At 38.6% G+C, this 13,649-nt stretch carries 12 protein-coding genes; 11 read left to right on the forward strand and 1 reads right to left on the reverse strand.

Translation table 11 applies throughout. From position 1 onward, the window contains the following. Positions 1–9 precede the first annotated feature (9 nt). The 11 genes from murG to EDC37_RS02365 all read left to right on the forward strand — a co-directional run bounded on the left by murG (position 10) and on the right by EDC37_RS02365 (position 12,128). Positions 10–1,125 carry an undecaprenyldiphospho-muramoylpentapeptide beta-N-acetylglucosaminyltransferase gene (gene murG / locus EDC37_RS02315; protein ID WP_132547521.1) on the forward strand — a complete coding sequence of 372 codons (1,116 nt, stop codon included), beginning with the start codon at positions 10–12 and terminating at the stop codon, positions 1,123–1,125. Between the two features lie 28 nt (positions 1,126–1,153). Beyond that, positions 1,154–2,515 (forward strand): UDP-N-acetylmuramate--L-alanine ligase, encoded by a 1,362-nt coding sequence (gene murC, locus EDC37_RS02320; protein ID WP_132547523.1) that lies wholly within the window; start codon positions 1,154–1,156, stop codon positions 2,513–2,515. 82 nt (positions 2,516–2,597) lie between these two features. Next, positions 2,598–3,527: a D-alanine--D-alanine ligase family protein gene (locus EDC37_RS02325; protein ID WP_132547525.1), complete on the forward strand. Its 930-nt coding sequence runs from the start codon at positions 2,598–2,600 to the stop codon at positions 3,525–3,527. A 54-nt stretch (positions 3,528–3,581) separates the two neighbouring features. Then, complete coding sequence (locus EDC37_RS02330; protein ID WP_231040112.1) at positions 3,582–4,301, forward strand: cell division protein FtsQ/DivIB; 720 nt, start codon at positions 3,582–3,584, stop codon at positions 4,299–4,301. Positions 4,302–4,315: 14 nt separating this feature from the next. After that, positions 4,316–5,002, forward strand: coding sequence for a DUF881 domain-containing protein (locus EDC37_RS02335; protein ID WP_132547529.1), 687 nt, complete (start codon positions 4,316–4,318; stop codon positions 5,000–5,002). Then, positions 4,999–5,328 (forward strand): small basic family protein, encoded by a 330-nt coding sequence (locus EDC37_RS02340; RefSeq protein ID WP_132547531.1) that lies wholly within the window; start codon positions 4,999–5,001, stop codon positions 5,326–5,328. Before EDC37_RS02335 ends, EDC37_RS02340 begins: the two co-directional genes overlap by 4 nt. Positions 5,329–5,450: 122 nt before the next feature. Further along, positions 5,451–6,524 carry a cell division protein FtsZ gene (gene ftsZ, locus EDC37_RS02345; protein WP_132547533.1) on the forward strand — a complete coding sequence of 358 codons (1,074 nt, stop codon included), beginning with the start codon at positions 5,451–5,453 and terminating at the stop codon, positions 6,522–6,524. 126 nt (positions 6,525–6,650) lie between these two features. Then, a complete protein-coding gene (locus tag EDC37_RS02350; protein WP_132547535.1) occupies positions 6,651–7,694 on the forward strand; it encodes an ABC transporter substrate-binding protein in 1,044 nt (347 codons plus the stop codon). Between the two features lie 51 nt (positions 7,695–7,745). After that, on the forward strand, positions 7,746–9,074 hold the full coding sequence (rimO, locus tag EDC37_RS02355; RefSeq protein WP_132547537.1) for a 30S ribosomal protein S12 methylthiotransferase RimO: 1,329 nt from the start codon (positions 7,746–7,748) through the stop codon (positions 9,072–9,074). A gap of 16 nt (positions 9,075–9,090) precedes the next feature. After that, a complete protein-coding gene (locus EDC37_RS02360; protein WP_132547539.1) occupies positions 9,091–10,341 on the forward strand; it encodes a competence/damage-inducible protein A in 1,251 nt (416 codons plus the stop codon). Positions 10,342–10,589: 248 nt separating this feature from the next. Further along, the gene (locus EDC37_RS02365) at positions 10,590–12,128 is read left to right on the forward strand and encodes a DEAD/DEAH box helicase (RefSeq protein ID WP_132547820.1); all 1,539 of its coding nucleotides are present in this window, start codon (positions 10,590–10,592) and stop codon (positions 12,126–12,128) included. A gap of 160 nt (positions 12,129–12,288) precedes the next feature. Here the strand turns inward: EDC37_RS02365 and glmM are convergent, their stop codons facing one another. After that, positions 12,289–13,638: a phosphoglucosamine mutase gene (glmM, locus tag EDC37_RS02370; RefSeq protein WP_132547541.1), complete on the reverse strand. Its 1,350-nt coding sequence runs from the start codon at positions 13,636–13,638 to the stop codon at positions 12,289–12,291. Positions 13,639–13,649 lie beyond the last annotated feature (11 nt).

Genomic DNA, 13,649 nt, shown 5'->3' on the forward strand with positions numbered 1-13,649 from the left:
AATGAATAAATGAAATTTATTTTTTCCGGGGGCGGCACTGGTGGGCATATTTACCCAGCAATAACGTTGATCGAAAATATAAAAGAAAGAGATCCTAAAGCGCAAATGCTTTATGTAGGCACAGCAAAAGGCTTGGAAGCAGATATAGTGCCAAAAGCAGATATCCCTTTCCGAACCATTGATATAGAAGGGTTTGCCAGGCATATAACGCTTAAAAATTTTGTGGTTTTAGGTAAGGCTGTTGCTGGAGTTATGAAAGCACGCAGCATTTTAAAGGAATATCGGCCTGATGCTGTAGTAGGAACGGGCGGTTATGTGAGCGGCCCATTGTTGCTCACGGCATCTTTAATGGGAATTCCAACGCTTATTCAGGATCAAAATGCTATCCCTGGTATAACTAATAAGATATTGGCTAGATTTGTCAGCAAGATAGCTTGCGGTTATGAATCTGCCCGCGTGCATTTTCCTCCTGCTAAAACTGTATTGACGGGAAATCCTATACGTAAAGATGTTTTGCGGTATTCTCGCAGTGAAGCGGTTCAGGAGCTGGGACTGAGTAAAACAAAAAAAACTGTACTCATTACAGGCGGCAGCAGGGGCGCAAGAAGGATAAACGAAGCGATGCCTGCTGTATATAAACAGTATTTCAATAATGAAGCGGTGCAATTTTTACATGTTACTGGCCGTGGTGAATATCAGAATGTAATTAATAGCATGAAGGCTTATAATGTTGATTTAGAAAAGGCGGATAATATTTTTATTAAACCGTATTTATACAATATGCCTATGGCATTAGCTGCGGCTGATATCACGGTAGCCAGGGCAGGGGCAATCGGTTTGGCAGAAGTAACAGCACGCGGTATTCCGTCAATTTTAGTTCCTTATCCGTATGCTGCTGAAAATCACCAGGAATTTAATGCCCGTGCTCTTGTGGAAAAAAAGGCAGCAGTAATGATATTAAATTCTGAACTGACAGGGCAAAGACTGCTTAAAGAATTGACAGACCTGTTGCTTTCAGAAGAAAAGATGAAGACAATGGCTCTAGCTAGTAAAACTATGGGACATCCAGAAGCAGCGGCAAATATTACCGATATGATTTTGGCGATGGTTGTTTCCAAGGCATAACTTATAAAAACAGCAGGGGGAAAATTTTTTGCTTAATAATATAAAAAAAATTCATTTTATTGGTATCGGCGGAATTGGCATGAGTGCCATTGCAGAAGTATTGTTGGAAAAAGGGTATACTGTGACAGGGTCTGATTTAACTTCGTCGGCAATTGTGGCAGGACTGCAAAAACGTGGCGCAATAATATATAAAGGGCATCGTTCATCTAATGTAAACGGATGCGATGCAGTAGTTAAATCATCAGCTATTGCTGCTGATAATCCTGAATTATTAGCTGCTGTAGAGAAGAATATAAAAGTATATCATCGTTCAGATATCCTTGCTGAGCTGCTAAATTCAGCAAAGGGAATAGCAGTAGCGGGCTCACATGGCAAGACAACTACCTCCTCAATGGTGAGCGTAGTTTTAGATCATGCTGGAGTAGATCCTACTGTAGTGATTGGCGGAGTGGTTGATTATTTCCATGGCAATGCCCGCCTTGGTAAAAGTGAATACGTAATAGCAGAAGCAGATGAAAGCGATGGGTCCTTTTTAAAATTTTATCCATATGTGGCAGCTGTAACTAATATTGAAGATGACCATATGGATCATTATGGGACAATGGAAAATATTATTAAAGCTTTTCGCCAGTTTATAAGTAATGTCCAACCGACAGGAACTGCTGTTTTATGTTTGGATCATGAAAATGTGCGAAAAATAGCAGCACTTACAGATAGACCATTTATTTCATATGGTATTGTTAATGACGCTGATTATATGGCAGACAATATAAAAATGTCGAAAGAAAAAACAAGCTTTGATGTGCTTTATAAAAAAAGCTGCATTGGCAGGATAGAACTGAACATACCGGGACGGCACAATATTTTAAACGCATTGGCAACTGTCGCTATATGCAGGTTCTTGGGTATTAGTATGGAGCAGATTGCAGAAGGGTTTAAAATATTCCATGGCGCTGACCGCAGATTTCAGACTAAGAAAAAAACCACTGACTATTGGATAGTGGATGATTACGCCCATCATCCTACAGAAATAAAAACTACACTTGATGCGGCTAAGCAGACAAAACCTAAACGGCTTATTTGCATATTTCAGCCGCACCGTTATACGAGAACTAAGCTTTTGGCTAAAGAGTTTGGCAATTGTTTTTCGCAGGCTGATGTTTTGATTTTTACAGATATATACTCTGCGGGAGAAAAACCAATTCCGGGAATATCAGGAAAAACTATTCTTGATGAAGTGGAAAAAACAGGGAAAAAAGCAGTGTATATCGAAAATATGAATGAGATAAGCAGTTATGTGCAAAAAATAATGAAACCGGGCGACCTGATTATAACTATGGGAGCCGGTAATATATTTAAATGTGGCGAAGAACTAGCACAGAAACTATAAAAAAATAGTCTTTTTAAATTTAAATTGATGGACGCTTATTATTGTTTGGACATATAATTATAATTAGTCAGGAGAATGGAATGTGAAGTATAATAAAATTGCAGTTGTTATGGGAGGCCCTTCCTCTGAGGCAAAAATATCACGTTTGACGGGGATGGCAGTGGTAGAAGCATTGCAGAGTAAAGGTCATAAAGTGGTACCAATCGAACTTCATCCGCAGACTATTGTCGATGATGTAAAGCAGAGCGGTTGCGATGTGGTTTTTAATGCAGTCCATGGCAAGTATGGTGAAGACGGTATTTTACGTGCAGTTATGCAGATGATTGATATTCCCTGCACGGGTTCAGATGTTTTGGCTAGTGCGTTGACAATGAATAAGGCTGCCAGCAAACGGATATTTTTATCAGCGGGCATAAGTACGCCACGCACGTTATTTTTTAAAGATACAGACGTCGAAAATATTGATATAAAGGCACAAGTGGCAGATACTTTCAACTTCCCGGTAGTAGTCAAGGCTGTCGATCAAGGATCAAGCATTGGTGTTGTTACTGTTAAAAATGAAGATGATTTTACTGTGGGTATGAAGGAAGCTTTTCGTTATAGCAGGGAAATCATTGTAGAAGAATTTATAAAAGGCCGTGAATTGACAGTAGCAGTTTATGGCAATAAAGAAAAAAAGGCAATGCCAATAATAGAAATAGTTACAGCAAATGGAGTTTATGATTATCATAATAAATATACAAAAGGTTGTTCGCAGCATATAATACCAGCTCCCCTAACAAAGGATACGGCTGAAAAAGTTGTACAGGCATCAGTTGAAGCGTGTGAAATAACAGGCTGTAGCGGAGTAGCACGTGTTGATTTGATTTTGAGTGAAGAAAATATACCATATGTTTTAGAAATTAATACTGTACCGGGAATGACTGGTACCTCGTTAGTCCCTGATACGGCAAGACATGCAGGAATAGAATTCCCCGAACTTTGCGAAATGATGATAGATATGATTGATTAAAATATTTGCTGGCCTGTAATATAAAAGGAGAAGGAGGATACCTGCATATTGCGTATGAAAAGAAAGTTTCCCAGACGTTATATTGTAAAAGGGCTTTTGCTATTTCTTTTATTGGCAGGAATTATCTCTTTCCTGAATTCTCCTATACTGGCAGTGAGTAGTATCGTAGTACAGGGACAAACTGGCCTTACTAAAGATCAGATATGCCAAATTGCGGGCATTAAGGAGCCAATAAATATTTTTGCGGTGAAGACAGATTATCTGCAAAAACGGCTGGAGAGTGATTTGCGTATTGAAAAGGCAGCAGTGCGGAGAAGCTTTCCCAATATGCTGGTCATTGAGGTAAAAGAACGCAAGCCTATCGCAACGCTGCTCTGTAATTATGGGTATGTTGATATAGCCGGTGATGGGGTCGTCATGAATGCTTACCACAATATGCAGACAATGAAATTTCCTATGTTGACGGGAGTTACAATAGCGGATGTTTATATTGGTGACAGGATATCAGATGAAAATGTCCTTAAGGCAGCAGGCTTCCTTGAAAGTTTGGACAATGCAGATTTGGAACAGATATCAGAAATAAATCTGGCGGTACCGCAAAATATTATGGCATATACTACCGGCGGAGTGAGAATAAAATTAGGGGACTTATCTCTCTATGAAGAGAAAGCAAAAAAAACGATGGTTTTTTTGGAGGATTTGAAGACAATCAAAAAACCTATTGAATATGTTGACTTTGAATATACCACCCCTGTACTTAAATTCAAGCCGTGATTAAGGAGAAAATTATGCTGTCAAGGAAATCTAATCGAATATCAATTATATTGGCATGTTTTGTATTGGGATTTATGATGGCTATTCAATTCCATTCTACACAAAATAGTTTTAAATATTCAACTCAGTATCAAAGGACAGAAGAGTTATCACAACGTTTACTGGCTACGGAAAAAGAAAGAGATGCACTAAAAAAGCAGACAGAAAAAATGTCACAAGATAAAAATGCAGGTTTGATAGATGCACAGTTGATTGAAGCAGGGGCAACAGAAGTGACTGGACCGGGGATTGTAGTGACCGTCGAGGACAGCAGCAAGAAAACTGCTGCCAATGAAAACGCAAATTTATATATAATACACGATGAAGATATGCTAAGAATAGTAAATGAACTTCGTGCAGCAGGAGCTGAAGCTATTTCTATAAATGGACAGAGAGTAGTAGCCACTACTGAAATAAGATGCGCAGGACCTACGGTGTCTGTCAATAATGAACGCTCAGCGCCTCCTTTTGTGATACAGGCTATAGGTGAAGCCGACACGATGGAAAATGCCATGAAGATGCGTGGCGGCGTTATGGATACACTGAGTGTATGGGGCATAAAGGTGAATATTGATAAAAAGACGCAGATGACATTGCCTTCTTATAACAGAGGATCTGATTTTAAATATGCCAAATCAGTGGAGAAAGGCGACACACAATGATTTTTGCTATTATTAGTTTGATTATAGGGGCAATAGTGGGCTATTTTTGTAATGTAACAATTCCCGGGGAATATAGTAAGTTGTTTTCTGTAGCTTTACTGGCTGGTTTTGATGCAGTATTTGGTGGACTGAAAGCAGTTTTTATTGACACTTTTGATAATATTAACTTTTTGCTTGGTTTCTTTTTAAACACGATATTAGCAGTATTAATGGTTTTCCTTGGGGATAATCTGTCAATTGAGCTCTATTACGTAGTGTTATTCGTATTTGCGCTTAGAATCTTTAAGAATCTCTCTTATCTCAGGCATCGTTTGATTAAAAAATAATGTAACAATAGAGAAAATTAAGATGGATTATTTATTCCTTTTGTTATATAATATAACTATTAATATGACTGCTTATGTGTCGTGAACGGCATTTTATCCGGAGTATATGGAGGTTGCTTCTATTGTTTGAATTAGATATGGACGTTGACCAATTCGCTAAAATAAAAGTTGTTGGTGTTGGCGGTGGCGGGAATAATGCAGTTAACCGTATGATTGAATCAGGCCTTAAGGGGGTTGATTTCATAGCAGTTAACACAGATGCGCAAGCCCTTTTAAATGCTAAAGCACAAAACCGTATTCAAATCGGTGAAAAATTAACACGTGGATTAGGTGCAGGAGCTAAACCGGAAATTGGCGAGAAAGCCGCAGAAGAAAGCCGCGAAGAATTGCTTGGTGCACTTCGTGGTGCTGACATGATATTTGTGACAGCAGGTATGGGTGGTGGCACAGGTACCGGGGCTGCACCTATAGTAGCTGAATGTGCGCGTGAAATAGGCGCACTTACTGTTGGTGTTGTTACAAAGCCGTTCACTTTTGAAGGGCGCAAACGATTTAAACAGGCAGAATCGGGCATTGTAAACCTAAAGACGAATGTCGATACACTTATTACAATACCTAATGACAGATTACTGGATGTAGTTGACAAAAAGACATCTATGATGGACGCTTTTCGCATAGCTGATGATGTGTTGCGGCAAGGTGTGCAGGGGATTTCTGATTTGATTGCTATACCGGGACTTATTAATCTGGATTTTGCGGATGTAAAATCTGTTATGAATAATGCTGGATCGGCACTTATGGGTATTGGTGAAGCGACAGGTGAAAACGCTGCCGTGGATGCAGCTCGGGCGGCTGTAAATAGTCCCTTGCTGGAAACTTCAATTCAAGGAGCGCGTGGGGTGTTGCTCAATATAACAGGCGGTTCTGATTTGAGTTTATTCCAGGTAAATGAAGCATCTGCAATTATATCAGAAGCTGCACATGAAGACGCAAATATAATTTTCGGGGCAGCTATTGATGAAAATATGCAGGATAACGTCCGCGTTACTGTTATCGCCACTGGTTTTGATGATAGCACTGTGACGGTAGAACTTGATGGTAAGAAAATGGATGTTAGTACAGTGACACATAAAATTAATGATTTTAAAATGGAAAGAGATATACCGGATATACCTATATGGATGCGGAAAAAATAGTAAAAAAGAAATTGAGCAATCGTTGCGGTTGGCGACGGTTGCTTATTTTTTATAAAATGTTATACTTTAATGTAAAGTGAATTTTAGTGCATTGATTATTCGCTTCTGATAGTTAGGAGGCTGTTTATGCGGCGCTACGTACCACTGCTTTTTATTGTGTGCGGTATTTTATTTATTTTGTTGGCTATAAATACATATTGGATATATTATACGGGTGTTAATCAACAGGTCGCAGTGAACAAAAATAAGATAACTGTTTATACTACACTGCCCATGCAGGTCGCTGCTCCGATAGCAGAAGAATATGAAAAGCTTAATAAAGTAAAAGTGAATTTTGTTTTGCTATCAGAAAAAGAATTAATGGATAAAGTAAAAAATGAAGCAATGCCCCTTAATGGTCAGGCTGATGTTATTATTTCCAGCCAGGATATTTTGGGCAAGGCCGCTTCTTTGAATAGATTATCGACTTTTTCATCAGAACAGGAAGATGTTGTAGCAAACGTTTTTAAAGATAAGAATAATTTATGGATCGGTATTTGGTACGATCCGATTGTTTTTTGCGCCAATAAGGATTATTTGCAAGAAGCTCCATATATACCACAAACGTGGGAAGAATTGGCGGCGGATCCGAATATCCGTATAGGTGTGACTGATTTTTTTGCTTCCGATATTTCGGCAGATTTATTTTATTCACTTATTGGCCATTATGGACAGGATGAAACATTTTCTCTTTTGAAAAAAATGCATCCTAAAGTTTTACAGTATGCAAAATATTTGTCTACACCAGTTAGAATGGCTGGAATGGGAGAAGTGGATATTTCTATTTCTGTGCAAAGTGAAGCCATTAAGTATTTGAATAATAATTATCCACTGGTGATCATTTATCCGGAAGATGGTACTTATTATCAGATTACGGGAGCTGCTTTGTTGCAGAATGCACCGGATAAAGCACAGGCGACTCAGTTTATTCAATGGCTGCTTGGCGACGATGTCCAATTATGCCTGCAACGAAATGGCTTTTTCTTTATTCCTACTAATTATTCGACACTTGCCTATAAGACTTATGCAGGGAGAGAATTAACTCCGTTTACTAGCAATGGGGAAGTACTTACTGATGAACAAAAAGCGGGACTGCTTGATATGTGGGTAAAAAATATACGACTACAATAGATGTAGACCGCTGTAAAATATTTACTTTACAATACATTTTGGAGGAACTAAATGCTTAGAGCTGGATTTGTAAGTCTTGGATGTTCAAAAAATCGTGTAGATACAGAAGTTATGTTGGGCATACTGGATAAAAATAATATAAAAATTACTGCTGAACCATCTGAGGCAGATATATTAATAGTGAATACTTGTAGCTTTATTGAATCGGCAAGGTCAGAATCGGTGACGACGATTTTGGATATGGCTGAATATAAAAATACCGGTAAATGCCGTTCCCTGATAATTGCTGGTTGTTTGGGGGAACGATACGGAAAGACTTTATTGGATGAGATCCCTGAAGCTGATGCAGTTGTCGGTACAGGGGCTTGGTCTAGAATTATAGAGGCAGTGAATGCGACTTTAGCAGGTAAACGTGTTGTGCTTACGGGCAATGTTGATACTATTTATAAACAGGATACTCCCCGTATTATTACAACACCATCTTTTAGTACATATGTGAAAATTGCTGAGGGCTGTAATCATAGATGTGCTTTTTGTTCTATTCCCCTTGTACGTGGCAATTATCGCAGCCGGACTATTGAAGATGTAAAAGAGGAAGTAAAACATCTTGTCCAAAAGGGAGTAAAAGAAATAAATCTCGTAGCACAAGATACAACGAATTATGGCAGTGATCTTTACGGGCACGAAAGTTTAGCAGCTTTGCTGCGTGAATTGGTGAAGATTAAGGAACTTACTTGGGTACGGGTACAGTATACTTACCCGCATTCTTTTACAGATGAACTTATCGAAGTAATGGCTTCGGAAGAAAAAATATGCAGTTATGCTGATATTCCGCTTCAGCATGCCCATAATGCCGTTTTAAAAAATATGCGCCGTTCTGATACCACTGAATATATTGAAGAAGTTATAGGCAAATTAAGGATGCGCATACCTGATATATCATTGAGAACGACTTTTATTGTTGGTTTTCCAGGAGAAACGGATTCGCAATATCATTTCTTGAGAGATTTTGTAGAGAAATATCGTTTTGATAAGGTAGGTGTTTTTACTTATTCAAGAGAAGAAAACACACCCGCTTATGATATGGCTAATCAAGTACCTGAAGATATTATGCAGGAACGGTACCATGATCTAATGAGTGTGCAAAGTAGAATTTCTGAGGAAATAAATAAAGATTTAGAAGGAAAAATATTTGATGTGCTCATTGAAGGACGTGATACAGAACAGGACAGCGTAACATACGGTAGATCGTATCGAGAAGCCCCTGATGTAGATGGACAGATTTATGTTGAAAATGACAAGGACAGCAAACCAGGTGACATTATAAAAGTAAAGATTATGCAGGGATTTGCATATGACCTGGTAGGGCAAAAAATATAATGAGGGGATTAGAAAGATGCGAGTTGAATTAATTACCACCGGTAGTGAGCTTTTATTAGGACAGATTGTGAATACTAACAGTGCTTATATGGCATCCCATCTGAATGATATTGGTTTTGATGTATTATATCAGACTACTGTTGGTGATAATTACAATAGGATGAAAAAAGTTATTGAAAATGCTTTAACACGGGCTGACATAGTTATAACGACGGGTGGATTAGGACCTACCCAAGGCGATATAACCAAATATGTCTGCGCGGAAATAACAGGTAAAAAAATGGTCACGCATGAAGAAAGTAAAAAGAGAATGTATGACCATTTTAAAGAAAAAGATATTCCTATGACTGAAAATAATTTGCGACAAGTGCTCGTACCTGATGGGGCAGATGTTTTTGTCAATTATAATGGTATTGCACCAGGCATTGTGCAGAATTATGATGGTAAGTTCCTTATCAATCTGCCAGGACCGCCTCGTGAAATGAAAAATATGTTTGATAAATCATTGAAACCATTTTTAAAGGATAAATTCGGTATAGAACATGTGATTTATTCTGTAGTGCTTGATACATTTGACATAGGTGAATCATTTCTCGAAACGGAAATACGCGACCTTATTTTAAAACAGCACAATCCTACCTTGGCATTGCTTGTCCGTCCAAGCGGTGTAATCATTCGTATTACGGCCAAGGCCAATAGCATAGAGGAGGCAAAACAGCTAATCAAGCCTGTTGAAGCAGAAATCTATTCTCGTGTTGGCCAATATATTTATGCAATTGACGATGAACCAATGGAAAATGTTGTAGGACATCTTTTACTCGCCAAAAAGATGACTATTGCATGTGCAGAATCATGTACAGGTGGTTTATTGACAAGTCGTCTGACGGACATAGCAGGCAGCTCTGCATATGTGGCAGGTAGCGTAGTGTCCTATTCCAATCAGGTGAAAATAGAACAACTTCATGTAGATGCGACAGTCCTTCAGGAAAAAGGGGCAGTTAGTGAAGAAACAGCCAAATATATGGCTGAAGGAATAGCAGCTATTATGAAGACAGATATAGGTGTAAGTGTAACAGGAATAGCCGGACCAGGTGGCGGAACAGCTGAAAAACCGGTAGGGCTTGTTTATATAGCTGTTACTGGCAGCAAGGGAACATATGTTGTTAAAAATTTATTTTCAGGAAAAAGAGAAGAAATTAAATATCGTACTACGCAAAAGGCGTTAAATATGATACGATTATATCTGGAAGATAAATCTGTATTATAGTTAATGGATTTATTTTAAATAATTTTTATCGATGGATTGTTCTTTCCGCAGAATCATTTTGTTCCTGATATGTGGGATATGAAGTGTAATGCTAAGCGTGTCTTTATTGTTTATGAAAAAGGAAAGTAGAGTCTTGAAGATAAATGAGTTAAGAAATTAAAAAGCAGGAGGATCTATTTTTGAAAAGTGAAATTGTGTCATTTGGCGATATTGCTCTGAGCAAAAAAATTGTTAATGCATTGAGTGACATGGGGTTTGAGGAACCTTCGCCTATTCAGGCAAAGACCATTCCTTTAGTCCTAGAAGGAGACGATGTATTAGGACAGGCTCAGACGGGAACAGGTAAAACAGCTGCTTTCGGCATACCTACAATCGAAAAGATTGATGAAACAGATCGCCATATACAAGCACTTGTTATAGCACCTACAAGAGAGTTGGCTATTCAAGTAGCGGAAGAATTAAATAAAATAGGTAAGTATAAACGTATAAAGACGCTGCCTATTTACGGCGGGCAAATGATTGAACGCCAGATTCGTGCCTTGAAAAACGGCATAAAGATTATAGTGGGAACACCAGGACGGCTTTTAGATCATATAAACCGGAAAACAATAAATCTTAGCTATGTAAGAACACTTATTTTAGATGAAGCAGATGAAATGCTTGATATGGGATTTATTGATGATATAAAAACAATAATGTCCAACATTCCTAATGAAAACCGCCAAACATTGCTGTTTTCAGCTACAATGCCAGCTTCTATTGAAAAATTGGCACAAGGCTATATGAATAAACCAAAGAAGATATTGATTAGCAGAGAGCATTTGACGGTGCCCCTTATTGATCAAATTTATTATGAAACCAGAGAAAAATTTGATGGTTTATGCCGTGTCCTTGATGTGGAAGGAACTGGTAAGTTCATTATTTTCTGCCGTACCAAGAAAAATGTAGATGATATTCTGGCCTCCCTGGAAGCCCGTGGTTATATGGCCGGCGGACTGCATGGAGATATGAACCAAGCACAGCGTCAAAGAGTAATGAAGAAGTTTCGTGATGGTAAATTAGATATTCTGATTGCTACTGATGTTGCGGCTAGAGGTATAGATATAGATGATATTACACATGTTATCAATTATGATATACCGCAGGATCATGAATCATATGTACATCGTATAGGTAGAACAGGCAGGGCAGGACGCAGCGGTATTGCTATAACCTTTATAGAACCGCGTGAATATCGCCAGCTTCGCCTCATTGAAAAATTGATCAAGCATAAAATGATACGTGGTCAATTACCGACATCAGCAGATGTATTGGAACTTCAAAAGGAATCCATTAAAGAAAAACTGGTGAAGGTACTTCAGGCTAATAATTATTCTGATTATCATATGATAATATCAGATTTAGTTTCCGAACAATATGATTCACTGGATATTGCTGCAGCTGCGGTAAAATTATCTGTTGAAGGCTTAAAAGACCGTGATCAGGATGGTACTGATGAAGGCGGCAATATTGAACGGAAGTTTGATAATAGTGGCGGCGCACCTGGTATGGTGAGATTGTTCATCAATATAGGTCGCAACCAAAAAATACGGCCGGAAGATATAGTTCGCTTTATAGCTACAGAAGCTGATATTCCCGGTAACATAATCGGTGTAATAAATATATATGATAAATTCACTTTTGTTGAAGTGCCGCGCAATGTGGCTGAAAGAGTTATTTCAGTGATGCATAGGAATACATTAAAAGGTTATAAAATTAATGTAGAACCGGCAAAAAATCGCAATTAAGTTGATGTTCATATAATACTTCCCAAGCTTTGCGGTGTTGATTAACTGCAAAAGAGATTAAAGATGCGTGGATTTATTCTATGCATCTTTTATTTTATAAAAAAGCTGTAGCGCAGAAAATTTTCTGCGCTACAGCTTTTTTAATCGAAGGAAAGGGGAATCAGCCTTGTTCTTCTTTGATGATATCACCAATAGATTGGCAAATACTTTCCAATTGTTTTTGGTCAGGGCCTTCGGCCATTACGCGTATTAAAGGTTCCGTACCAGAAGGGCGCACTAAAATACGACCGTCGCAGCCAAGTTCTGTTTCACCTTTTTTAATAGCCTGTTTGATTACGTCATTGTCCTGCCAGCCATCTTTAGAAGCAACATGCACATTGAGCAGTAACTGGGGATAACTTATCATCGTATCAACTATTTGGGAGGCTTTAATTTTATTCGTGACAATATGGGCGAGCACTTGTAGGGCAGTAATGAGTCCATCGCCTGTAGTGGCGAAGTCAGTGAAGATAACATGCCCAGATTGTTCCCCACCCAAATTGTAATTGTTCTTTTTCATATTTTCTAAGACGTAGCGATCGCCTACAGCTGTAATTTCAACTTTACAGCCATTTGCCTTGAGTGCTTTGTGAAAACCAATATTGGCCATAACTGTTGAAACAACTGTATTGTTATGGAGTTCATTTCTCTTTTTCATCGCCAGGGCACAGGCGACAATAATATGGTCACCATCAATAACGCGTCCTTTTTCATCAACGCAAAGGCAGCGGTCTGCATCGCCGTCATGGGCTACACCAATATCTGCCCCGTGGGATAAAACCTCTTTCTGTAAGTTTTCTAAATGTGTTGAACCACAATTATCGTTTATGTTAATTCCATCAGGGCTGTCATTGATAACTATAAGTTTTGCCCCAAGCCTGCGTAAAACTGCTGGCATTGATTCGTAGGCGGCACCGTTGGCGCAGTCAAGGACAATTTTTAAATCAGTGAGCTTGATATTTATAGTTGAAGTAACATAATCAATGTAATCATACACTAAATCATGGCGGTATGTGATCATTCCTACATTTTTACCGGTGGCACGGGGAAAAGTGTCATTGACACTGATCTGGTGGACTATTTCGGCGACTTCATCTTCAACTTCGTCAGGTAGTTTATAACCATCACCACCAAAAAATTTTATACCATTATCATGAAATGGATTATGTGATGCAGAAATCACTATACCGGCTTTTGCCTTATGTTTTTTTGTCAAGTAAGCTATCGCAGGAGTGGGGATAATGCCGGTTATAATGACATTACCACCTGCTGAACAAATACCGGCAGCTAATGCTGCTTCGAACATGGCTCCTGAAATTCTGGTGTCGCGGCCAATAAGAATTTTACAGTTTTCCTTATCATTTTTATCAAAATATAAGGCAGCAGCCCTGCCAAGATTATAAGCAAGTTCAGCTGTCAATTCTTTATTAGCTTCACCACGTACGCCATCTGTGCCAAAAAGTCTAGTCATTAAAGAAATCT

The organism is Pectinatus cerevisiiphilus (assembly GCF_004341685.1).
In the GTDB taxonomy this organism is placed as follows: domain Bacteria; phylum Bacillota; class Negativicutes; order Selenomonadales; family Selenomonadaceae; genus Pectinatus; species Pectinatus cerevisiiphilus.